Raw genomic sequence first — 23,821 nt, forward strand, 5'->3', positions numbered from 1 at the left:
CTTTTCTCTTTGAAGCTTATTTACATATTAATAAATACTAAATAACGTATTCGTGATATTTGAAATTATTTACCAACACTATTTGTAAAAGAACCGTTTTTTTTATACCTTTTTTTGCATTTGAGATTTGATTCAATGCACTTCGCTAAGGATGTGTTGATTTTAAGATTTAGCAAACATAAAATGGGTTATAACAAATTGAAAGAAGGGTATGAATGAGATTATTACTGAAAGAAGATGCCAATATTGAAGAAGCGATGATAGAAGTGACTTATAAAACATATGATCGTAAACTTCAGCAATTGATTAATCTAGTAGAAGAGAAGAATATTGATTTACCGGGTAAGTATCAAGGTGAGACGCATTTTATCAATATGAAAGATGTTTGCTATATAGAAAGTGTGGATAACCTCACGTTCTTATACACAGACCAATTAGTATTTGAAAGTAAAGAGAAACTCTATTTTTTTGAAGAACGGTTATTAAATACTAGTTTCTTGCGGATAAGTAAAAACACACTTTTAAATATGGATTATCTAAAAAGTGTTTCGGTACTGCCGAATTACAAATTGGAAGCTAAATTACTGAATTTAGAAAAATTAGTGATCAATCGTCATTATACAAAGGACATTAAAGCATATCTAAACATATAAAGGAGAGCATCAAATGAAAAACTTTTTTAATTATAATCTTGCTAATATGACTTATATTTACTCAGTACTAGTTTTACTAAGTGCTATTTCCTCAGCTATTAGAACCGAGAATAAAAATATTTCAAGTTTGGATTTGATTCTAATGGCGGTATTGGTTTTATTAATGACTATAATTGCCAATATAGTGGCTACTATCGATTTTAAAACAGCTATCCAGTATCACCTTGCTAACAGTTCTGCTCAACTAGGGGGATTAATCCTACTCCAAGTTATCTTCACACCCAAACCGATAAATGTTATACCATTGCTTGGGAATATAATGGTTTTCTTATTGATATATCTTTCAGTTTATAAGATCCATAAAAATAGAATGGAATACTTGGCTACAGAAATAAATCGTAAACTTGGATACAAGCAATAACAAATGCATTTATCTATAATGAAGCATGAGTTTGGATGAAACGCATGCCACATCAAGGGGTTAATTTTTAAATTCTCAGGGCTATTTCTGTATAATGGAAGTTGTTGATAGGATACGGATTTTATTGGAAAGGAGTCTTATGGAGAATAAACAATCAGATAATAAGTTAGCGATTTTACGGCAATTATTTATATCGACCCTTATTTTGTCTGCTTTCACTTTTGGTGGGGGTTATGTGATTATCACCTTGATGCGGAAAACTTTTGTGGATGATTTGGGCTGGATTGATAAGGATGAGATGCTTGATTTGGTGGCGATTGCCCAGTCGGCGCCTGGTGCCATTGCGGTTAATGGGGCGATTGTAATTGGCTATAAGTTAGCCGGTTTGGTGGGCGTTTTAACGGCTGTAGTTGGAACGATTATCCCGCCGTTTACCATTGTCACCCTGATTTCTTTCTTCTATGACGCTTTTCGGTCTAATGTCTGGATTTCCTTGTTACTAGAAGGGATGCAGGCAGGAGTGGCTGCAGTCATTGTGGCGGTAGTCTTTCAAATGGGGAAAGAGGTCACTGATACCAAGAATCCGTGGTTGATTACGGCCATGTTCCTGGCTTTTGCGGCCAATTATATCTTCGACATCAATGTGGTCTTGATTATTTTAACGGCTGCAGTTTTAGGTTTGGGTAAATTCTTGTTTGACCATTTTAAAGGAGGGAAAAAGGCATGATCTATCTACAACTGTTTCTTTCTTTTTTAAAGGTGGGTGCTTTTAGCTTTGGGGGCGGATATGCAGCCTTACCTTTAATCCAGGATGAAATTGTAACCAACCACCAATGGCTCACCCAGCAAGAGTTTACCGACTTGATTACCATTTCCCAAATGACGCCAGGTCCGATTGCTATAAATTCGGCGACTTTTGTGGGCAATCAGATTGCGGGTGTCCCAGGTGGGATTGTGGCGACGCTTGGATCGGTCTTACCATCGATTATTTTGGTAACCATTTTGGCCTATGTTTACATGAAATACCGGAATTTGGATTCATTGCAGTATGTGCTAAAAGCTCTTCGTCCAGCGGTGGTGGCTATGATTGCGACGGCAGGAATGTCTATTCTAGTGACGAGCTTTTGGGGCGACAAAGTGGTGGGGGTACAAACCATCAACATCGTTGCGATTGCCATTTTTGCTATATGTTTAATTTTATTATTTAAAACCAAGTGGGACCCGGTGGTGATCATGCTATTGGCTGGGGTCTTGAATGTGGTGGTTTATTTAGCACAAGGATTAGTTTTTTAATTAAAGTCAGAATTAGTCAAGTCGTATTTCTTTCTAGTTCAAGATGCACCGGCTATAATAGTAGGGAGCATAAGAATAGAGAGGATGTTTTTTGTGGAATTAGGCGTGCACGATTTAGTGACGATAAATAAAGGGGAATCGGCTGAGGGTGCGGTTGAACGTACCATGCGATTTGTCCAAGAGATTGAGAAAATGAATTATAACCGGTATTGGTTTGCGGAACATCATAATATGCCAAGCTTGGCGTCGGTGTCACCGGAGATGTTGGTCGCTTATGCGGCAGCTAAAACAGACCGCATTCATTTGGGTACGGGCGGTACTATGATTATGCATTATTCACCGTTGAAGATTGCAGAAAACTTCAAGTTGCTGACGGCTTTAGCACCAGGGCGGATTGATATTGGGCTAGGACGGGCACCGGGTTCAGGACCTGATGAGATTAAGGCACTAGCTGAAGGGCGGCCACAAACCTTTACAGACATGTATGATAAAATCCAAGTCATTCTAGATTATTTGGCGGATAAACAAGCACCAGATTTTTATGGTAAGGTCCGGGCTATGCCACAAAACTTGAAGCACCTGACTGAACCTTGGATGCTAGGGTCTTCAGGTCAGTCAGCCTTGGTGACGGCACAAATGGGCTTGGGTTATGCCTTTGCTAAATTCTTTGGGATTGAAACGGACCCGGATGTTTTTAAATTATATCGGGACCGGTTTGAGCCGAGTGCATTTTTCCAAAAACCGAAAGTCATGGTGTCTTATATGATCATTGTGGGCGAAACAGATGAGGAAGCAGATTATTTAGCTAAACCCATTGAATTGATGCAAATGGGGATTCGGACTGGACAACTCTTGCCGAATATGAGTCCTGAAGAGGCTAAAGACTACAGTTTAGGTGCTGGGGCCCAAGGCTTGTTAGAGGACTACTTAGCTAAACGATTTATTATCAAGGGGTCTAAAGAAACGGTGAAAGCCATTCTGGATGATGAAATTGAAACGCTTGGTATAGACGAAATTTTAGTTTATGCGCCGATTTTTGATGAAGAGAAACGGCTACAATCTTACCGTTATTTAGCGGAGATGTTTGATAAAATTTAATTTGGTTAAGTGATAGCGATATATTATGGGGGAACTGTTTGCGGATGGTTCCCTTTTTTATGGATGAAAATATAAGCCATTTGTTTAGAAAGGTTGCAATTGAGCTAAGCTTTCTATTTACGTAGTGAGCCTATTCAGAAAATAGGATAATTTTGATAGTTTTCACCGATTATTATTGATATAAATCCCAAATCTCTCCGCCGTTGACAGGTTATAGCAATTTAGCTATTATTTAGTTAGACATTACCGAAGACGGGATAAGTAAATAGGCATCAATTTTAGAGAGGTTTCGTTTGGTGAAAGAAACTATTGGTAAGTATTGAAAATGGTCCTTGAGGTTGAAGTGATTCGAGTGACCATTTTGGTCATAAGATGAGCTCGTGTGGCGCCGTTATCCGCTAATCCTATCCTGTATTTTGAATATGGCGTAGGAGTGAGGGAAAGAATATCTTTCTAAAGTAAGGTGGTACCACGTGAAATGCGTCCTTAGTCGAGATAGCTAGTTTAGCTGTTTGGACTAAGGGCTTTTTTATTGAAAAGACTGGGAAAATGAAAAGGGGAAATAAATATGAAAAAATTTGTTAAATTAGTTGGGTTTACTTTAGGATCGTCATTATTGTTGGCTGCATGTGGTAGTACAGAAGATAACACGGTACAAATCGGGGTTGTTGGAGATGACACAACCGTTTGGGATAACGTGGCTGAACGTGCGAAAGAAGAACATGACATCGATATTGAGTTGGTAAAATTTAATGATTACAACACACCAAATGATGCCTTAGCGGACGGGTCAGTTGACTTAAACTCTTTCCAAACAATCATCTTCATGAATAACTATGAGGAAGCGTCGGGTAATGATTTCACTCCAATCGGTAATACAATCATTACACCTCTAGGGATTTATTCTGAAAAACATGAATCAATTGAAGAAATTGGTGAAGGACAATCAGTGGCCATCCCAAATGATGTAACGAATGGTGGTCGTGCTTTAAACTTATTACAAGAGGCTGGTTTTATCACACTTGATGAAGAAGCGTCTGCATCATTTACACCAACTGTTGATGATATTACCGAAAATCCTTATAATTTGGATATTCAAGAAGTGGATGCAGCGCAAACTGCCCGTACAATAAACGATGTCGACTTCTCAGTGATTAATGGTGGTTATGCAGTGGACGCAGGTTACTATCCTCAAGAGGATGCCTTATTCTTAGAGCCAAATTCTGAATCAGCTCAACAATATATTAATGTAATTGCAGCTAGAACAGATGAAGCTGATAATGAAACATTTAAACAAATTGTAGAAATATACCAAACAGAAGAAACGGCAACTTTAATTGACGAGGTATATCACGGTGGTCAAGTACCCGCTTGGGATGACTATGGTTTTGCACCAGTTGAATAATATCTGATCTTATCTCAGGTTAATAGAAGTATTCATCAGTTTACGAATTTAATAAAAAAACGAGCTACTTGAATTAAAAAATTCATGAGCTCGTTTTTTTGTTATTTTATGATTTTAAACATTTTCTGCAATGTAACGTACTAATTCTTCTGATTTTTCCCAGCCTAAGCATGGGTCAGTGATTGATTGACCAAATACGTCGCCACCTGGCTCTTGACGGCCATCTTGTAAGTATGATTCGATCATGAAACCGCGAACGTAAGCTTTAATGTCTTCGTTCCATTGACGGTTTTGTAAGACTTCTTGAACTATTCGGATTTGATCCAAGTAGTTTTTACCTGAATTATCATGGTTTGTATCGATCACAACAAATGGGTTACGGTAGTCTTCTTTTTTATAGTTGTTGATGGTTTTGATTAGGTCTTCGTAGTGGTAGTTTGGCACTACTTCTTTGTTTTCAAGGGTACCACCACGTAGGATAACGTGGGCATAAGGGTTACCACTTGTTAATACTTCTTGACCTGAATACATTAACTCTTGTGGTTTTTGCGCCGCATGTAGGGCGTTAAAGGTCACAGTGAGGTTACCTGATGTCGGGTTTTTTAAACCAACAGGGCAGTCTAAACCAGAAGCAACGAAACGGTGTTGTTGGTTTTCAACAGAACGGGCACCTACAGCGTGATAAGATACTAAGTCTTCTACAAATTGTAAGTTATCTGGGTATAACATTTCGTCTGCAGTTGTCATGCCTGTTTCAGTGATGACACGACGGTGCATGTTACGAACAGCTTTCATACCGCGGATTAAGCTTGTTTCACCAGTTGGATCTTGTTGGTGTAACATGCCTTTATAACCGTCACCATTTGTACGTGGTTTGTTGGTATAAACACGTTGTACAATAAAGACTTTATCTTTCACTTCTTCTTGTAATTTGGCTAAACGGTGTGCATATTCAACTACTGCTTCCTCGTTATCAGCGGAACATGGTCCGATAATTAATAAGAAACGGTCGTCCTCACCAGACATAATTGCACGTAATTCTTTATCGCGCGCTTCTTTAATTGCATTCTCTTCATCAGTTAACTTTGCATGTGACTTGATCACATCAAAATCAACAGTTTCACTTATTGGTTTAAAGCTCATCATTTACCCTCCTGTAATCATAGCTCTAAGTATATTCTAACAAATTTGTAACCAAATAGCATTGTTTATCAACATTTCTTGTGAATTCTGCAGTCATCCCTTTAGTAAAATAATTGAAAACGCATTCCTAATCTACTATTATCATGACATACGACATTTTGAACGGGGGACAAGAGACTATGACAACAAAAATATACTTAATGCGCCATGGCCAAACGCTATTCAATGTCTTAAATAAGATACTAGGTGTGTCAAAGAAATTTTTTAATTGACGTTAGTGTAAGAAATGCGGGTGTTTTCTAGGCAATCATCTAGAAGACAGGTTCGAAGTAAATTGGACTTTCTTTCTATTAAAGTTATATAATGCAGTCAATCGCACAAGACTCAGTGTATAAAGGCTGTAAAGTAGGGCAAGTTTAGGGAGGAAAACGATGAACAAACATGATGTAAACCGCAAAGGGACTAAGGACGACCATTCGTTTCGAAATGTCTATAAAATTGAAATCAGTGGCTTACAAGGGAACAACTACGATGAATTAGACGACAATAATTTAAAGGTTAGTGTCAAAAGTATCCTATTGAAGGTTGTGGTATTCCTACTTGTGGGTGTCATTACTTTCTTTATTTTTAAAGAAGATATGTGGTCTACAGATACCAAGGCGGCTTCCTTGGCTAGCATCTACTTTATTGTGACAACGCTGGTTGTGGGCTATTTGGGCACAGTCTTAGTAGACCTATTATTCGGTCGTAAATAGAAAAGCAAGAAATAAGCTGACTGAGTGATTGACTAGTTTTTTTATAGTCAAAGGGGTGGCTATTTGACCAATGTGGGGCTTGTCAATCGGGGATTATTTTTAAAAATACGATAAATTGAATAAATATTACAGAAATATTACAAGAAATAAGGTACAATAGGTTAAAGCTTTAGTAGAGTCAATTGGGAAGGGAGATAATTGAATGAAGAAAGTTTCGATGTGGGTATTGGGGGCAGTTTTAGCATTATTAATAGTAGGCTACGGTGTAGGTGTGTATTATTATCAATCACATTTCTTACCGGCAACGACTGTTTCTAATGTAAATGTCAGTGGGATGACAAAGTCTGACGCGGAAGCTGCAGTGGCCAAGGCCAACAATGAACGTACCATGAAAATTACTGACCAAGGTCAAGAAGTGGTTGTCATGAATTTACAAGAAGCTGGCTTTCAACCAGCAGAAAATAAAGCTTTTGATGACATGCTAAATCAACAATCAACCTTCACATGGCCAGTTGAATTTGTCAGCAATGCTTTAAAATCTGTGGATGCCAACGAAAGTAATGAGTGGACGGTTGACCGTGAGGCATTCAAGTCTTACTTTGACCAGTTAGACATTGATCAAGAAGGCGCAACACCATCAACAAGTGCACAAGTAGTCATTAATGATGAAACAAAGACGGTAGAAGTGGTGCCTGAAACACAGGGTAACCAAGTTACGTCAGATTCATTGGCGGATGCCGTTCTGGCAGAGATGAAAGCAGGAACAAGTGAGCTAGATTTAGCGGATGCTTACGTGAAACCAGAAGTGACTAGCGATTCAGAGGCTATTCAAATGGCTAAATCTGAATTGGAGGGTATCTTATCAGCAAGTATCGGCCTACAAATTGAAGATGAAGTTGTGAATATTCCAAGCGAAACGCTAGCGGCATGGGTAAGTACGAATGATAAAGGAAAAGTCCAAGTGGATAAAGAGGGGATCGACCAATACTTATACGAGTGGAATGTGGAAAATGCTGGGTTGAACCAAGACCACCAATTCCAATCTACTGAATCAGGTGAAGTGACGATTACACCAGGTATTTACGGTTGGTACATCGAGCGCGAAATGACGACGCAATTGGTTGCGGAAGCAGTCCTTGCGGGTGAAGATACAGTGATTCAGCCAAATATTTGGGGTGGCGGTTATAACCAAGATGACTTCTTCGGTACTTCTTATATTGAAGTGGACTTAAGCAAGCAAAAGATGTTCGTTTATATTGATGGCGAACAAAAGATTGCCACTGATATCGTGAGCGGAAATACCGGTACTGACACAGTTCCAGGTGCCTATGAGATTTGGAATATGGAGAATCCATCAGTATTGAAGGGGTATAACCCAAGAACAGAAAAAGATTATGCGGTACCCGTAGACTACTGGATGGCCTTTGACTTTACGGGCCAAGGAATCCATGACGCCAACTGGCAATCAAGCTTTGGTGGCGACGCCTACCAACAAAATGGGTCTTTAGGTTGTATTAATACACCACCACAAACAATGGCTAAAGTATATGAATTAGCTTATGTAGGATTACCAGTAATTGTGTTCTAAAACCTTTTTTGGAAAAAGGTAACCTTTCTTAGACTAGGATAAATGAATTGAAAACTAGCATATGCATTTTTAGTGGTCGAGGACTTAGTTTCTCGGCCTTTTTTGCTATCTGTATGAATAGTTATATAACAGAGTGCTCGTTAAATTGTAACAGTAAAATAGGCTAGACATCAATATAAAATGCTGTTAATATGGTACACATGATATAGAAGAAGGTGACGAGATACATGATAGAATTTAAGCAAGTGGCCAAAGAATTTATCAATGGTAGTAACCGCATACAAGCGTTAAACCAAGTAAGCTTAAATATTCAATATCGAGAAATATTTGGCTTAGTTGGTGAAAGTGGGGCTGGTAAATCGACTTTGTTGCGGTTTATCAATGCCCTAGAAAAGCCCAGCTCTGGACAAGTTCTAGTAGACGATGACCTAGTCAATGACTTATCTGGGAAAGACTTGCGGGCATTTCGAAAAGACATCAGTATGGTCTTTCAACAATTCAACCTATTAAACAATAAAACAGTAGCCGAAAATGTTGCCTTACCCTTAAGTTTGCACAAGTACGATGATCCTTTAACCGTGGATGAGGTCTTGGCTTTTGTGGGTTTAGCAGATAAAAAAGACCACTACCCAAGTCAATTATCAGGTGGTCAAAAACAACGAGTGGGGATTGGCCGATCCTTAATTACCCGCCCTAAAATCTTGTTGGCCGATGAACCGACATCAGCCTTGGATACCCGAACTACTGGCGAGATTGTGAAAGTATTAAAAGCTGCCCATAAAGCCTATCCTATGACCATGATTGTGGTGACCCACGAACTTGAAGTCATTAAGGCATTATGCCAACGGGCTGCCATTTTAGAAAATGGACAAGTCAGTCAAGTGGTAACAGTCAAGCCAGGTATCCAGGCTGTTTCAGACGGAAACCAGTCTTACGCTGACCATGTATTGGAGGTGCTTGAAGGTAATGAATAACCTACAAGAATATGGTCAACGGTTGATCGAATTTCTACCCGATATCATTGAAAGTCTTGGTGAAACAGGGATTATGATGAGCTTTGCTATGGTGGCAGCAATTATTTTAGGCCTACCTTTGGGAACGATTTTATTCTTAACCGATGAGGACAATCCAAGAGAAAATAAGCTGGTCTATCAGGTCTTATCCTTTATCATCAACATTATCCGGTCATTCCCATTCTTACTATTGGTTGTCTCTATGCAACCTCTGATTCGAGCGACTTACGGCCGAGCGACAGGGGACCCAGTGGCGGCATCCTTTCCAATGATGGTGATTGCCATCGCACTATATGCCCGCTTTGTTGAACAGTCTTTACTGGACGTTGACCGCGGTGTTCTTGAAACGGCCGAGGCTTTAGGGGCCAACACTTGGCAATTGGTGACCAAGTTCCTCTTCGTTGAAGCCAAATCGTCCTTAATTATTGGCTATACGACGGCATTTGTGTCCTTCATTTCCTATTCGACCATTATGGGGGTTGTCGGCGGAGGGGGTATTGGTGACTTCGCCATTCGCTATGGCTACCAGCGCTATGAAACCGACATGATGTACACGGCTATCGTTTTGATTATTGTGATCGTACAAGTTTGTCAGTGGTTAGGACTTAAACTAGCTAAGAAAGTCGACCACCGTTAAGTTAGTGGTTGTTGAGGCACAACTCATTGGAAAATAGCTTTATTTTCCTTAAGTTGGCGCCAGCTTAAAATACGGTAATCTTTTTACAAAAAAAATTTGGAGGTAAGATGTATGAAGAAAGGTTTATTGTTTACAGGGGTATTATCAGCAGGTTTGTTGCTTGCGGCATGTGGGAACGGGAGTGAAAGCGCTGAGTCAACGGCGACTGAATCAGCAGCTTCAAGTGAAGATACAGTAATCAAAGTGGCGTCTCATACGACACCAATGACTGATATCGTGGAATTGGCTGCTGAAGTGGTGGAAGAACCCTACACAATTGAATTGGTAGAAGTGTCCGATAATATTCAATACAACGAAGCGGTGCTAAATGATGAAGCAGATGCCTCATTTGCCCAACATGAGCCGTTCATGGAAGTTTTCAATGAAGAACGTAACGGTGACTTAGTAGCTATTCAACCGATTTACAATGCTGTCGTTGGTTTCTATGCACCAGAATATGAAAGTATTGAGGATATTGAAGATGGCGCAGAAGTGGCTATTCCAAGTGATATGACCAATGAAGCGCGTGCTTTACATATTTTAGACGCTCAAGGTTTGATTGACGTACCGGATGAAACTTTTGTAACAGTTGATGATATTACGGAAAATGACAAAAACCTAAACTTTACCCATGTCGACTTGTTGAATTTAAATGCTTCGTATCAAGATGGTGTGGACTTAGTCTTTAACTATCCAACTTATATTTCAGAAATTGGTTTAACACCAGAAGAGGCGTTATTCCTTGAAGAAGATGATTCTAACCGTTTCGCCTTACAAATCGTAACTCGTGAAGGCAATGCAGATTCAGAAAAAATACAAGCATTGAAAGCAGCCTTTACCTCACAAGAAGTCTATGACTATTTAGAAGAACTAGCTGCAAGTGGTCACTTAGAACCAGTCTTCGAAAATCCATCAGAACAATAATTTGAACCAGTAATTAAGTAAGATTTCGGCTTATACTTTATCTATCATCGCCTTAAAAAGCAGTGGGCATGCTAGGTAAGCTCCGTCTGAAACTCTTTCTAGTAGAGATTAATAGGCTAACTTAATAAGTAAAAGCTATTAATGTCACGTTACATATTATTGTTCAAGGCATTCTTCAATTATGAGAAACAAATATTTTGTAATATAGGCGTGATCATCAATTGGTCATGTCTTTTTTTAGGTCATTTTTGATAGGTGCTTACTATTGATCGCTTATTCAGGTCAAATGATAACCGGAAAAGTTTTCAAGTTTTTTGTCAAAAGTCTGACAAATACTGATATTAGGGTGTTTTTTAATGAATAAGATGTGCTTAAAAGGTACATGGAATACAATTATTGTATTTTGTGTACCCTTTTTTGATCGCTATTTTTGCCACTTCTATATCAGTGATGATAGCGGTTAACGATTAAAAGAAGATGATAATCAGATGAAAACCTAAGAGGGATAAAGGATTTTGTCCTTTTTTCAAAAAAAGGCGATCAGACGAAAGTGAATTCATTGATTGTTTTTCCTAGGCAGTAATATTGATGCAGATGCATGAGATTTGTTAAATTTACTGCAAGCAAAAGTTGCAAATCATTTTTATAACCAATTGCTTTGATGAGTAGAGTAGTTATGCAGGTAATCGACAGCGAGTCTGGATTTGGTGAAATCAGATGTTTACCGGTAATGAAAATGAGCTCTGAGCATCTAGTCAGTGAAAGCTGGTTAGACGGGTGGGACCGTTATTTCTTTCAGTATGTAAGGTATTTACTGGATAAGAGATTGCTCGCGAGGGCAATTTGAATAAGGGTGGCACCGCGATCGTTAACCAATCGCCCCTTCTTAATAGACAGGGTTGTTTATTAGGGAGGGATTTTTATTTTTCAAAAAATGTCTAGATGTATGAAATCAATGAAAGCAATCACCAAAGAAAGAGGGAAGGATATGACAAAAGTAACTTTAATTGTAGGCGCAAATTCATTATCTTCACGACTGAATGGTCTGGTGGCCTATGCCCAGCAGGTGTTATTCGAATATAAGATTCAAACGCAGGTGATTCAAGTCCATATGTTACCAGCTGAAGCTTTGATGACGGCGGACTATACGGATAAGACGCTTCAAGCGGTCAACCAACAGTTATTGAATTCAGATGGGGTTTTGGTATTTACGCCAATCTTTCAAGGAAGCTACTCAGGGATTTTAAAGGCATATCTTGATGTATTGCCGCCAAAGGCGCTGCAGGACAAGGTGGTTTATGGCTTGGGATTAGGTGGATCAAAACACCACTTGTTGGCCCTGCAATATGCTTTGGAGCCTGTCTTGAAAGAACTGGGTACAGAAGAATTGTTACAGTCAACCTTTGCGACGCAAGATCAAGTTGTGAAAGATGGTAGAGATTTTATTATCGAAGACAGTGTAACCAATCGAATAGATGAACAACTTTATAGATTTACCAGCCGTATCGGCCATGAGGTTATTAAGGAGGAAGCAAGATGGGAAAAGATCGTATAAGAATTGCTACTAAAGAGGACGCACCAGCATATTTAGCTCTTATTCAAGAGTCATTCCAAGAGGTGAAGGATTTAGGTATTGATTGGCCGTCAACAAACGCTACGTTAGAATCGGTCACAGAAAATATTGAAACGGGGATTGCCTTAGTCTTAGAGCGGGATGACCAGTTAATTTCAACCATCACGATTCGACAACCCTGGGAAAATAATAGCCCCATTTCACATTATCCTTTCTTGTGGTGGTTTGCGACTGCGAACGAATTTAAGGGACAAGGGATTGGGAAGAAATTCCTGAAACAAGTGGAAGAGGAATTCTTGGTGAAAACCTTAAAAGCACCAGCCTATGTCTTAGGAACTTCTGGTAAGAGACATCCATGGTTACTGGATATGTATTTGAGAAATGGCTACCAAGTCTTAGGCACAAGAGAAGATCCAAATGATATCGGGGTTTCCTTGTATAAGGTCTTGATTCCCGAACGGTTTGATGAAAGCGTCCTTCGGGTTGAAGCACCTTATTATGAGTACCAAGATTTGACTATTTAATGATTTGAAATTTTAGTGAATGAAATGATAGTGATGGCTGAATAGCCGACTTAACAGTTCCAACAAATAGGAGGAAAAAACTCATGTCAGAATTTTTTAAATGGGAATATGTTGTATCCTTTTTCCCAAAAATATTATCCGCACTCCCTACGACACTAGCCATTGTGGCAGTTGCCACTGCAGTCGGAATGGTACTCGGCTTGGCCATTGCTTTTGTGAGAATTGAAAAAGTGCCAGTCTTGTCACAAATTAGTCAGGTGTTCGTGTCTTTCATCAGAGGTACGCCAATTCTAGTGCAATTGTTCTTAATTTATTACGGGCTACCGATTGTCTTTACGGCTTTAGCCAATATTGAAAAGATTGACTATGTTTACATTACATACGGTTTGAGTACGGCGGCCTTTTTCTCAGAAATCTTCCGGTCAGCGATTTCAAGTGTCGCAACCGACCAAAAGGAAGCGGCAGCCTCTGTTGGCTTGACCAAACTGCAAACCTACCGTCGAATCATTTTGCCACAAGCAGTACGAATCGCCATTCCTGCTACAGGAACCATGATCGTTAGCCTATTACAAGACACGTCACTGGCCTTCTCACTAGGAGTTATCGATGTGATTGGGAAGGTACGGGCCCTAGCAGCCTTAACGTATCGGTCGCTTGAAGGGTATTTCGTGGCAGCCATCATCTTCATCGTCTTATCTATCGTCTTGGAGCGGGTATTTGCTTGGTTAACCAAACGATTCCAATTCCAATCGAAAGCGAAAACAGAAGTGGCACAAGCTGGACTTGATCCAGAGATTTTAATTAAAAATGATGAACTATTTAATACATATACACTTAAAAGTGGAAAAGGGGAGACCTACTAATGAAGAAGAAACCAGCTTTTATACGATGGGGATTATTAACTTTTGCAGCAACAGCAGTCCTTGCAGCTTGCGGGTCAGCTGAAGCGACGGATGAAGAAGTAGCATCGTCGAATCCAGATGCAGAGACAGTTGTCGTTGGGACAGGGAATGCCTACCAACCATTTGTTTACTTAGATGAAAATGGCGAATTAACAGGATATGATGTGGCTGTCCTTGAAGCGATTGACGAAAAATTAGACGACTACAATTTTGAATATGAGTCTTCTGATTTCAAGAATATCTTGACCTCATTGTCAGCTGGGAAGATTGATTTAGCGGCTCACCAATATGAATACAATGATGAACGAGCGGAGAAATACCTGTACGGGGAAGTGGGCTATACCGACTATACTCTCTATATTGTCAACATTGCAGGTGACGAGCAATATGCAACTTTAGATGACCTACAAGGGAAGAAAGTATTCGCTTCACCGGGATCTAACGTGGCTTACTTATTGGAAAAATATAACAGTGAACATGAAAATGCAGACGAACAAATCTCCATTATTTATAACGAAGGTGCCAATGAAATCTTTGTTTCAGGTTTACAAAACGGGACCGCTGATGCAGGAATCTTAACTAAATACGACACCAACAAATACAATGAACAATTCGACGCCAACTTAGAAATTGCCTCTGAACCGATTTCGGTATCAAAAACCTACTTCTTGTATGACAAGGCTGATGAAGAGCTGAAAGAGGCTGTTGACGGTGCCTTACAAGAGTTGATTGATGACGGGACTTTGGCAGAATTATCGGTTGAATACTTAGGTGACGATTACACCCAATAGAAATGGAAAAGGTGGACAGCACAATATGCAGAAAATTTTTGGCAATAAAATTAAAAAATGGTTTGTGTTAACGGGTATTGCCTCAGCCTTATTACTTGGGGCTTGCGGGAATGCGGATGCTTCAGAAGACGACCAAGAATCGGCGGCCAATCCGGATGCAGAAACGATTGTTGTTGGGACTGGGAATGCCTACCAACCCTTTGTTTACTTAGATGAAAATGGCGAATTAGATGGTTATGACGTGGCCGTGTTGAAGGCCGTCGATGAAAAATTAGACAAATATAACTTTGAATACGAGTCGTCAGACTTCAAGAATATCTTGACTTCCCTACAAGCTGGGAAAGTTGATTTAGCGGCCCACCAATACCAATACAATGATGAACGAGCGGAAAAATACCTCTTTGGTGAAGTTGGCTATAACAATATCACCTTACATATTATTTCGATTGAAGGTGAGGGCGAATACAACAGCTTAGACGACCTACAAGGGAAAAATGTGATCGCCTCACCAGGGGCTAATGAAGCCCATGTCGTTGAAGAATACAATAGCGAACACGGAAAAGATGAACAAATCAACATCGTCTATAACGAAGGTGGTAGTGAAATCTTTATCTCCAGCCTACAAAATGGTACGGCTGATGCAGGAATCCTAAAAGAATATGACGGTAACAAATACAACGAACAATTCGATGCCAACTTGGCCATCTCAGAAGAACCAGTTAGTGGTTCAAAAGCCAATTTCTTATATAGAAAAGGCGATGAAGAATTACAGCAAGCCGTTGATGGCGCTGTCCAAGAGTTGATTGATGAAGGAACTTTAGCAGAATTATCCATCGAATATTTAGGCGATGATTATACACAATAAAAGTGAGAAAGTGGGATTTAGAATATGAAGAAAATGATACAAGCAAGATTCAAAAAACAGTTTATATTTACGGGTATTGCCTCAGCCTTTTTACTAGCAGCTTGCGGATCAGCTGAAGCAACTGATGAAGAAGCCACAGCTAATCCAGATGCAGAAACCATTATTGTTGGAACAGGAAATGCTTACCAACCCTTTGTTTACCTAGATGAAAATGAAGACTTACAAGGTTATGATATTGAAGTCTTGCGGGCAGTGGACGAAAAGTTAGACCAATACGACTTTGAATATGAATCTATGGACTTCAAAAATATCCTAACCTCACTTTCAGCCGACAAGGTCCAACTTGCAGCCCACAACTACGCTTATAACGACGAGCGCGGGGCCAAGTACCTATACGGGGAAGAAGCCTACAACAATTACGCCCACCATATCGTAGCCGATGAATCTACCGGTCAAGTTTACCAATCTTTAGATGACCTTAAAGGCAAAAAGGTATTTGCATCCCCAGCTAGCGAGGTAGCCAATATTTTAGAGACCTATAACGCTGAAAATGACGATGCCATAGAAATTGTCTACAGTGAAGTGAATGGTGAATTATTGGTCTCTGGTCTACAAAACGGAACAGCAGACGCAGCCATTTTGACAAAATTTGACGTTGATAAATACAACGAACAATTCGATATCAACCTACAAGCCTCAGATGAAGCCCTAAAAACTGCTGGTATCTACTACGTCTTCCAACAAGGTGATGAAGAATTACAAACAGCCGTAGACGGGGCTATCAAAGAATTACGAGAAGAAGGGACCTTATCAGATCTTTCAATCGAAATCCTTGGCGCTGACTACACCGAATAAAGAAAGGAGGGCGCCACAATGCCCATCGATTTTACAGCAATAGCAGAAGCCTTTAAAGCGGCCGTTCCATTTATCCCAGTCACCTTACGCTTGGCCTTCATTCCCTTATTCATCGGGATGATCTTTGGCCTACTCATCGCACTGGCACGTTTCTTCCAAGTGCCTGTCTTAAGCAAATTTCTCGCGGGTTTAATTACCATTGGAAAAGGGGTACCAGTTGTTCTAAGTTTAATGGTTGCTTACCTACTTTTCTCAGACTTGTTCGATCAAGTAGCCACTAGCTTAAGCTTGCCGATACGTTTTTCAGATATCAACCGTGAATACATTGGCATTTTTGTCCTTAGTTTCACGGCAACCATTTCCCTTTCGGAGATTTTCCGAGGTGCCTTATCTGCGATTCCAAAAGACCAATGGGATGCAGCGGCATCCATTGGTTTAACCCAATTTCAAACCATTGCCCGGGTCATTTTCCCACAAATGATCCCCATCGCATTACCCATGATTTGTAGCCAATTAATTGTCTTAATCAAGGCGTCTTCACTAGTATCCTTGGTATCAGTGGTCGATGTCTTGAATGGGGCTTTAATTACAGCGACAACAAGCTATACCTTCCTAGAATCTTATATCGCAGCAGCTATTATTTATTGGGCGCTGTCGATTACAGTGGAACAAGTATCGCAATTATTTGAACGCAACTACACTAGAAAATTTGTGAAAGGAAGTGCCCTATGATACAAGTTGAAAACATCCACAAAAAATTTGATCAAAATGAAATCCTTAAAGGGATCGATTTAACCATTAACCAAGGTGAGGTGGTCGTAATTATTGGCCCATCTGGTTCAGGGAAGACCACCTTCCTACGTTGCCTAAACTTTTTAGAGCGTGCGGATAAAGGACATCTGAAAATTGGTGACCAACAAGTAGACTTCGAAAAAGTTTCTAAGAAAGAAATTCTAGATATTCGTAAGAAAACGGCTATGGTTTTCCAACAATATGCACTATTTTCAAACCGGACGGCTTTAGAAAATGTCATTGAAGGTTTAGTGATTGCTCGTAAAGTGCCTAAGAAAGAAGCGACAGAAAAAGGGCGTGACCTCTTAGCTAAGGTTGGCTTGGAAGGGAAAGAGGACCACTATCCACATGAACTTTCAGGTGGGCAACAACAACGGGTGGGGATAGCGCGTGCTTTAGCCCTGAACCCAGAAGTTATTCTATTTGATGAACCAACATCGGCCTTAGACCCAGAATTAGTAGGGGAAACCCTGGAAGTCATTAAAGATGTAGCCCAAAGCGGGTCTACTTTAGTCATTGTGACCCATGAAATGCAATTTGCTTATGAAGTTGCGGATAGAGTCATCTTTATGGAAAATGGCGTCATTGTTGAACAAGGGACACCTGAAGAAGTATTTGATCACACTCAAGAAGAAAGAACGCAAAACTTCCTGAAAAGAACTGCTGTATTTGCACGTTAGACTTTTGATAAACAGGTTGTAATGTCTAATGTGCATGCTAAAAATATCTTCCTTTTATATAGAAGTATTTGCAATTGATTGTGCTAGTTCTTTGTGTTCAACGACTATGTTCCGTCTTGAATAAGCAGGGGCAATTTTAAAAATGAACATCTGAAACGTAAGATTGCTTTCAACGCTATGTCACAGGTGTGATGCTGATATCTTGCCTAACTGTTTAATAATGGTCAAAAGCGTTTTGTGATACATATCTATCTTACAAGAAGTGTTAATAGAATTTGCAAGCTTAATCAAATTTATCGATAACAAAAAAACCGCTATTCTTTTAAGAAATGGCGGTTTTTTGTTGCTGATAACAGCTTTAATTTATTTGTTTAGTAGGTCTTGGATTGGTGTGTAGTCAAGGTTTTGTGATTCGGCTACGCCTTCGTGGGTCAGGTGACCTTGGTAGGTGTTGATGCCTGTTAGAATAGTTTCGCTGTTCTTGGCAGCTGCCTCTACACCTTGGTTAATGATTTGGTTGGCAAATTTCATTGTGGCGTTTGTTAAGGCCAATGTTGAGGTACGTGGTACTGCACCCGGGATATTGGCTACTGTGTAGTGGGTTACCCCATGTTTTACATAGACTGGGTTCTGGTGGGTTGTTGGGTGGGTGGTTTCAAAGTTACCACCTTGGTCAACGGCGATATCCACCAATACTGATCCAGCTTTCATCGTCTGAACCATTTCTTCGGACACGAGTACCGGCGCACGACGACCAGTGACTAATACAGACCCAACGACAACATCCGCGTCTTTGAGGACTTGACGGATATTTTCTTCGTTGGACATTAAGGTAGTAACTTTGCCATTTAAGATGTCTTCTAGTTGGGCAAGGCGACCAGTATTGACGTCTAAAATCGTTACGCGAGCGCCCATGCCAACAGCTACTTTGGCTGCGTTGTAACCAACGGTACCACCACCAATGACAACGATGTGACCCGATGCAACACCTGGTACACCTGAAAGTAAGATCCCAGAACCGCCGTTTTGTTTTTCTAGGTAGTGAGCACCAATTTGGATTGCCATTCGTCCAGCAACTTCAGACATAGGTGTTAGTAGGGGCAGGCTGCCGTTTTCCACCATGGTTTCGTATGCGATAGCCGTCACTTTATGGTCTAACAGGGCGTCAGTTAGTTCAAGTTCTGGCGCTAAATGGAAGTAGGCAAACAGAATCAAGCCTTCGTGGAAGTAGTCGTATTCAGACGCTAGCGGTTCTTTGACTTTGATAACCATCTCGCTGGCCCAAATTGTAGCTGGTTGATCTTCAATGCGCGCACCAGCTGCAGCATATTCGTCGTCTGTAAAGCCCGCGCCGTCACCAGCACCCGCTTCAACCAATACATCGTGACCATTATTGACCAAAGTTCGTACATTACCAGGCGTTAAACCAACGCGGTCCTCTTGCGCCTTAATCTCTCTTGGTATACCAATCTGCATGTAAACATCCTTCTTTCTATTTAATGTTTGTATCAAGAACATTATACCACGAAAAAAACAATTACCAAATTCACCTATTATTTGGCCAATAGTCTAGTTAAAGCCCGCCAAATCATCAGCAATAAGAAGATAATCCCGAAATAACCCGCCACCACATAGACGATATTAACAAGTTGGTCAAAAGGTAGAAATAAGCCGATTGCCGTCGCGATGAAACCTAAAACGGCCGTCGCTAACTTATTACTTATTGTGCCATCAGACGTTACGGATGCTGCCACATTCCACAACATGGACACAACCGTCGAGTAAATCGCCAATAGGATGATCACGATGAAGGCATAGCCAAGCCAAGGATGAAGTTGGTTAGCGATGGTTAAAGTCGGTACTTGTACACCCGCAATCAGTGAGAATGCCCTCATAAAAGCCATGTATAGGATGAAAATTCCCAGGGCATAGATCCCAGATGAGAAAAGAGCTGCTACCTTCGTTTCTGTCTGGTTATTGGCTTGAATACCAATTTGGGCAATAAAACCAGCGTTTAACATAATGATCAAGCCCACATAGTTTAAAGCGGACACCAACCAATTTCCAGAGGCAGCTTGAATAGTGCCTGAAGCTACAGCATTTTGGACCATAACAGAAGCTTGATCAAGGTCACCGTTATTAGTGGATAAACTGAGTAAACCTAAAACAATGGCAAAACCGGCAATCGTCGGGCCAATATTTCCTAAAATCCTGGTGATTTTGTCCATACCCAACATCACGGTTAGGGCGGAAGCGATATACATGAAACCAGATCCTATATATACGGGGACACCAAATTGTTGTTGGATGGTGGCACCTGCGCCAGCAACCATTACGGCATAGGTTAAAAATAGGGTGATTAAGGCGATGTATTTATACAAGCCACCGATTTTATCACCGGCAAATACTTTGAAGACGTCATTTGGACTATCAAGGTTTTCTTTGCTGGCTAAACCTGCTTTAAAGAAGGCATCGCTTGTAAAGCCTACTGTTAGGAAGGTGACGATGACTCCTAAAATACCTGTCCATTCGTGGGCTACAAAGTATTGCATAATTTCTTGGCCGGTCGCAAAACCTGAACCGATTAGAGTCGCAGTCATGGCGCCAGCCATCACAAAGACTAGCCCCCAATTGGTCGTGCTAGTGTGTTTTTTATTGTCTTTCATAGTCAATCCTTTCAAAACGTTTTAGATGTAATTGCATCTAACGGCGATGATCTTTCTTTTTTCCTAAAGAGTATCATAACAAAATTTAGGACCGGTGTAGATAAAAAGGCAATGAAGGCAATCATTAGAAGGGACCGAATAACTTTCAAATATGATATAATTAATGGGCGAAAGAAGCCATTTGGTTTCATATACGTGATGAAAACAGTATTTATATAGAAAGAAGCGACATAATGACTAACCATATTGTATTATTTGAACCAGAAATTCCAGCAAATACAGGAAATATTGCCCGTACTTGTGCAGCGACTGATACCCACCTACATTTGATTGAGCCTTTAGGGTTTAAAACAGATGACAAGCATTTAAAACGTGCTGGGTTGGACTATTGGAATGCTGTAGATATTACTTACCATGCGAATCTAGACGCCTTCATGGCATATCTAGGGGACAAGCAATTATATTTAGTAACAAAATTTGCTAACCATGTGTACTCAGATATTGATTACGGTAATAATGATCAAGACCAAGATATCTTCTTGATGTTTGGAAAAGAAACAACAGGATTGCCTGAAGCGTTTATGCGTGCGCATGAAGACAAATGCATTCGTATTCCAATGGATGATACCCATGTTCGTTCATTGAACTTATCGAATTGTGCGGCCTTGGTGATTTATGAAGTACAACGTCAACAATCTTTTAATAAGTTAGAGTTGACCCACCATTATGAAAATGACAAATTAGATTAATCCAACTAAGCATGGTTAGGACAAATAAATCCTAATCACGCTTTTTTTGTATCATAAGTTGTCAAGAAATTTGACGGTCTTTGGTTTTATGTCTTCTCTATCATTACCTTAAAATCAGGATGTGATCCAGGGTGTTCAGGCTGGTAACACTGGAAGGAATATGCCTTGGCAAGTGTAATTGCTGCAAATATTTATGAAGTGGAGACCTGCTTGCTCTTTAGAGCTCAACTTGCAGTGGCACCGCTAAGGCAAGATAGGAAAGCTCCGCCTCTGACAAAATAAATGTGAAAATGAAATAACATTTAAACAGTGATAAATCCAAGCAAATGCATAATCTTCAATATCGATTTCACTGCAAATTTTACTAATTACGGATGTCTTGCTTTTCGATACATTGTCACCGGTGAAATTAGGAACCAATCCAAGTAAATCTAACCTTGGTAAATCGTACTAACTTCGATGGGGGAATATTTCCAAGGAACACAGATAATAGAATCACTAAGACTCGACTATAAACCAATTTTCTGCCGTATTGTGCCTACCTTCTATAATCTTAATGGTATAATAGATGAATAATAAAGCGATTTCAAAATTTATTTACCTATTTGGGAGGAGGTGCTGATGATGCGGAGGTTTCAATCTCTAGATGAATGGAAGGGTAGTTTACTACGATTTCCAATGGTAGTCGTGTTCGGTTTTATTGCGGCTACACTATCCATGTATGTGGAACGTATGCCTTACGACCAGCCAACGATGACGGCTGAGGTGGGGATTTATGCTAGTACGGTCGGCATGTTGCTGGCGACTGTGGTCCAGGTGGCTTATGAGCGTTTTTTAAAAGATGGTAGTCGGGTTCAGGCGCTTGGCCTTCAAGGTGTGGCCGGCTTTGGGGCAGTCGTTTATTACCTCTTTGCCAGTCGGACGGGGGATTTCTACTCTAGCCACCTGTTTACCCGAACCAATATTGCCATGTTCTTGCTAACTTTATTGATTATTTGGCTACCATCGATTAAGAATGAAGGGCTGGATTTTGCCCAGAGTTTCCGAATTTGGTTTAAGGCTTTCTTTGTGTCGGCGGTCTATACCGGTATCTTAATGATCGGCATTAGCTTGGTCTTGGCTGGTTGGTCCATCCTAATCTCTAATGTTGAGGGTGAATTGTATTGGGATATCTTTTCGGTACTTATATACATTTTCTTCCCTTGGTACATCTTGTCTCAGCAGTCAGTATTCTCCCGACCTTTTGTCGAAGAAGAAGGTAAGATGTCATCTGATGTCAGCAAATTCTTAGATGTCCTTTTAACCAAAATATTTATCCCAATTGTAACGGTGTATACGGTGATTATTTCCATCTATTTCTTCTCGACTTTGGGGAATTGGACGGATATTACGATTGAAATTGTGATGGTGTCCTACTTGGTGGTGGGCTGGATGGTTCTCTTCTTAGTAGCAGCGATTGAACGGGCTTTTGTGGTCCGGTTTACTCAGATTTATGCGGTGGTAGTTCTGATTGCCTCGGTATTTCAAATTTACCGGTCAGTCATCTATTCTAATGTATATGGGGTGACCATGAGTCGGTATATGTTGATTCTCTTCTGCTCGATTTCAGCTGTTGGGGCGATTTTATACCTGATGAAAAATGAGTGGTTGCCGCTGGTGCTTGCGGCCGGTTTATTTGTGGCTATGATGCCACCAGTTGATGCGATTTCTGTGTCAGTGGCTAGCCAAGGGGAAATAGTCAATGATATTATTGCTGACTATCCTGATTTGGTAACGGACGGCCAATTGCAATTAACGCCTGAAAATGTGGAGCGGTTGGATGAAACGACGGCCCAGAAAATGAAGCAATCGCTGAGATATTTAGATAAGTACAATGAATTAGGGCGGGTGTCGTCAATACCAGAAGATTTTGATGTCTACCAGGACTTGCGGGCCTTTGACGGGGTTCATACGGACGATGATTATGACTATGACTATTCAGATAGTTATTATTTCTCAGCCCACTTAAACTTTGACGAAGGGTCTTCAACTGCCTTTACAAGTAGTGGTGGCGGTGAATTGGTCTTATTGAATGCTTACGATAGCCCGGTGACTTTCACTGCTTTAGGTAAAAATTTTAACCATGAAATGGTGGACGTGACTAGGTTACAAGTGACCGATAAGGATAGCGGTGAAGCCTTAACCTTTGACCTATCTGGTCTTGAGGATTTAACGGAAGCGGAGAATATTTCTTTAACGATTGACCAAGCGACATTTAGCCAAGAATCTGATTCTTATACGGCTACCTTGGTGGTCCAAGACTTCTCTATCTATTCGTCAAGTGGTGTGGACAGTGACCGGACGGGGTCAGGCTATTTTATCTTGATACTGTCTGAAAAATAAATGTTAATTTGAATGAGGGCAAGTAGCTGGCAATTTTTGTAAAAGAAAATGCTGGTTACTTTTTTTGCTATCT

At 40.3% G+C, this 23,821-nt stretch carries 24 protein-coding genes and 2 other annotated features; of the genes, 21 read left to right on the plus strand and 3 right to left on the minus strand.

Going from position 1 to position 23,821, the window contains the following annotated elements:
• Positions 1-215: 215 nt before the first annotated feature.
• The 6 genes from ACUW85_RS08355 to ACUW85_RS08380 all read left to right on the plus strand — a co-directional run bounded on the left by ACUW85_RS08355 (position 216) and on the right by ACUW85_RS08380 (position 4,870).
• Positions 216-653, plus strand: a complete 438-nt coding sequence (locus tag ACUW85_RS08355; protein WP_048727177.1) for a LytTR family DNA-binding domain-containing protein — start codon at positions 216-218, stop codon at positions 651-653.
• 13 nt (positions 654-666) lie between these two features.
• Positions 667-1,074, plus strand: coding sequence for a hypothetical protein (locus tag ACUW85_RS08360; RefSeq protein WP_048727180.1), 408 nt, complete (start codon positions 667-669; stop codon positions 1,072-1,074).
• A gap of 139 nt (positions 1,075-1,213) precedes the next feature.
• The gene (locus ACUW85_RS08365; RefSeq protein WP_182023586.1) at positions 1,214-1,801 is read left to right on the plus strand and encodes a chromate transporter; all 588 of its coding nucleotides are present in this window, start codon (positions 1,214-1,216) and stop codon (positions 1,799-1,801) included.
• Entirely contained in the window at positions 1,798-2,367 is a 570-nt protein-coding gene (locus ACUW85_RS08370) for a chromate transporter (protein ID WP_149256134.1), read from the plus strand. The genes ACUW85_RS08365 and ACUW85_RS08370 overlap by 4 nt, the downstream gene beginning before the upstream one ends.
• Before the next feature lie 84 nt (positions 2,368-2,451).
• Entirely contained in the window at positions 2,452-3,465 is a 1,014-nt protein-coding gene (locus ACUW85_RS08375) for an LLM class flavin-dependent oxidoreductase (protein WP_182023585.1), read from the plus strand.
• A 240-nt stretch (positions 3,466-3,705) separates the two neighbouring features.
• Positions 3,706-3,956: a binding site (T-box leader), on the plus strand.
• Positions 3,957-4,033: 77 nt separating this feature from the next.
• Complete coding sequence (locus tag ACUW85_RS08380; RefSeq protein ID WP_182023584.1) at positions 4,034-4,870, plus strand: MetQ/NlpA family ABC transporter substrate-binding protein; 837 nt, start codon at positions 4,034-4,036, stop codon at positions 4,868-4,870.
• 114 nt (positions 4,871-4,984) lie between these two features.
• Here the strand turns inward: ACUW85_RS08380 and ACUW85_RS08385 are convergent, their stop codons facing one another.
• Positions 4,985-6,013, minus strand: a complete 1,029-nt coding sequence (locus ACUW85_RS08385; RefSeq protein ID WP_048729001.1) for a 3-deoxy-7-phosphoheptulonate synthase — start codon at positions 6,011-6,013, stop codon at positions 4,985-4,987.
• Between the two features lie 431 nt (positions 6,014-6,444).
• Here ACUW85_RS08385 and ACUW85_RS08390 point away from each other — a divergent pair, with 431 nt between their 5' ends.
• The 13 genes from ACUW85_RS08390 (at position 6,445) to ACUW85_RS08450 (ending at position 17,951) form a co-directional block, all read left to right on the plus strand.
• Complete coding sequence (locus ACUW85_RS08390) at positions 6,445-6,768, plus strand: hypothetical protein (RefSeq protein ID WP_182023583.1); 324 nt, start codon at positions 6,445-6,447, stop codon at positions 6,766-6,768.
• A gap of 202 nt (positions 6,769-6,970) precedes the next feature.
• Positions 6,971-8,356: a L,D-transpeptidase family protein gene (locus ACUW85_RS08395; RefSeq protein WP_182023582.1), complete on the plus strand. Its 1,386-nt coding sequence runs from the start codon at positions 6,971-6,973 to the stop codon at positions 8,354-8,356.
• Between the two features lie 227 nt (positions 8,357-8,583).
• Positions 8,584-9,330, plus strand: coding sequence for a methionine ABC transporter ATP-binding protein (locus tag ACUW85_RS08400; RefSeq protein WP_182023581.1), 747 nt, complete (start codon positions 8,584-8,586; stop codon positions 9,328-9,330).
• Complete coding sequence (locus ACUW85_RS08405) at positions 9,323-10,006, plus strand: methionine ABC transporter permease (protein WP_048728993.1); 684 nt, start codon at positions 9,323-9,325, stop codon at positions 10,004-10,006. The genes ACUW85_RS08400 and ACUW85_RS08405 overlap by 8 nt, the downstream gene beginning before the upstream one ends.
• Positions 10,007-10,117: 111 nt before the next feature.
• On the plus strand, positions 10,118-10,969 hold the full coding sequence (locus ACUW85_RS08410) for a MetQ/NlpA family ABC transporter substrate-binding protein (protein WP_016897782.1): 852 nt from the start codon (positions 10,118-10,120) through the stop codon (positions 10,967-10,969).
• 649 nt (positions 10,970-11,618) lie between these two features.
• Positions 11,619-11,856, plus strand: a binding site (T-box leader).
• A gap of 101 nt (positions 11,857-11,957) precedes the next feature.
• Entirely contained in the window at positions 11,958-12,524 is a 567-nt protein-coding gene (locus ACUW85_RS08415) for an NAD(P)H-dependent oxidoreductase (RefSeq protein ID WP_048729004.1), read from the plus strand.
• Positions 12,506-13,066: a GNAT family N-acetyltransferase gene (locus ACUW85_RS08420; RefSeq protein ID WP_048728991.1), complete on the plus strand. Its 561-nt coding sequence runs from the start codon at positions 12,506-12,508 to the stop codon at positions 13,064-13,066. The genes ACUW85_RS08415 and ACUW85_RS08420 overlap by 19 nt, the downstream gene beginning before the upstream one ends.
• 83 nt (positions 13,067-13,149) lie before the next feature.
• A complete protein-coding gene (locus ACUW85_RS08425) occupies positions 13,150-13,929 on the plus strand; it encodes an amino acid ABC transporter permease (protein ID WP_026465481.1) in 780 nt (259 codons plus the stop codon).
• Positions 13,929-14,759, plus strand: a complete 831-nt coding sequence (locus ACUW85_RS08430; RefSeq protein WP_154836962.1) for a transporter substrate-binding domain-containing protein — start codon at positions 13,929-13,931, stop codon at positions 14,757-14,759. The genes ACUW85_RS08425 and ACUW85_RS08430 overlap by 1 nt, the downstream gene beginning before the upstream one ends.
• A gap of 25 nt (positions 14,760-14,784) precedes the next feature.
• Positions 14,785-15,624 carry a transporter substrate-binding domain-containing protein gene (locus ACUW85_RS08435; RefSeq protein WP_182023580.1) on the plus strand — a complete coding sequence of 280 codons (840 nt, stop codon included), beginning with the start codon at positions 14,785-14,787 and terminating at the stop codon, positions 15,622-15,624.
• 24 nt (positions 15,625-15,648) lie between these two features.
• On the plus strand, positions 15,649-16,479 hold the full coding sequence (locus tag ACUW85_RS08440; RefSeq protein ID WP_059349119.1) for a transporter substrate-binding domain-containing protein: 831 nt from the start codon (positions 15,649-15,651) through the stop codon (positions 16,477-16,479).
• 18 nt (positions 16,480-16,497) lie between these two features.
• Complete coding sequence (locus tag ACUW85_RS08445; protein WP_059349118.1) at positions 16,498-17,211, plus strand: ABC transporter permease subunit; 714 nt, start codon at positions 16,498-16,500, stop codon at positions 17,209-17,211.
• Positions 17,208-17,951, plus strand: a complete 744-nt coding sequence (locus ACUW85_RS08450) for an amino acid ABC transporter ATP-binding protein (protein WP_182023579.1) — start codon at positions 17,208-17,210, stop codon at positions 17,949-17,951. The genes ACUW85_RS08445 and ACUW85_RS08450 overlap by 4 nt, the downstream gene beginning before the upstream one ends.
• Positions 17,952-18,314: 363 nt before the next feature.
• Here ACUW85_RS08450 and ald read toward each other — a convergent pair whose 3' ends face one another.
• Together ald and ACUW85_RS08460 are read right to left on the minus strand one after the other, a co-directional pair.
• The gene (gene ald, locus ACUW85_RS08455; RefSeq protein ID WP_182023578.1) at positions 18,315-19,427 is read right to left on the minus strand and encodes an alanine dehydrogenase; all 1,113 of its coding nucleotides are present in this window, start codon (positions 19,425-19,427) and stop codon (positions 18,315-18,317) included.
• Between the two features lie 77 nt (positions 19,428-19,504).
• Positions 19,505-20,617 carry a YkvI family membrane protein gene (locus tag ACUW85_RS08460; protein ID WP_182023577.1) on the minus strand — a complete coding sequence of 371 codons (1,113 nt, stop codon included), beginning with the start codon at positions 20,615-20,617 and terminating at the stop codon, positions 19,505-19,507.
• A gap of 233 nt (positions 20,618-20,850) precedes the next feature.
• On the opposite strand from ACUW85_RS08460, the gene trmL reads away from it, so the two are divergent.
• The gene (gene trmL / locus ACUW85_RS08465; RefSeq protein WP_182023576.1) at positions 20,851-21,366 is read left to right on the plus strand and encodes a tRNA (uridine(34)/cytosine(34)/5-carboxymethylaminomethyluridine(34)-2'-O)-methyltransferase TrmL; all 516 of its coding nucleotides are present in this window, start codon (positions 20,851-20,853) and stop codon (positions 21,364-21,366) included.
• A gap of 621 nt (positions 21,367-21,987) precedes the next feature.
• Positions 21,988-23,748 (plus strand): DUF4153 domain-containing protein, encoded by a 1,761-nt coding sequence (locus ACUW85_RS08470; RefSeq protein ID WP_182023575.1) that lies wholly within the window; start codon positions 21,988-21,990, stop codon positions 23,746-23,748.
• Positions 23,749-23,821 lie beyond the last annotated feature (73 nt).

The organism is Aerococcus sp. 150760013-2 (assembly GCF_053627715.1).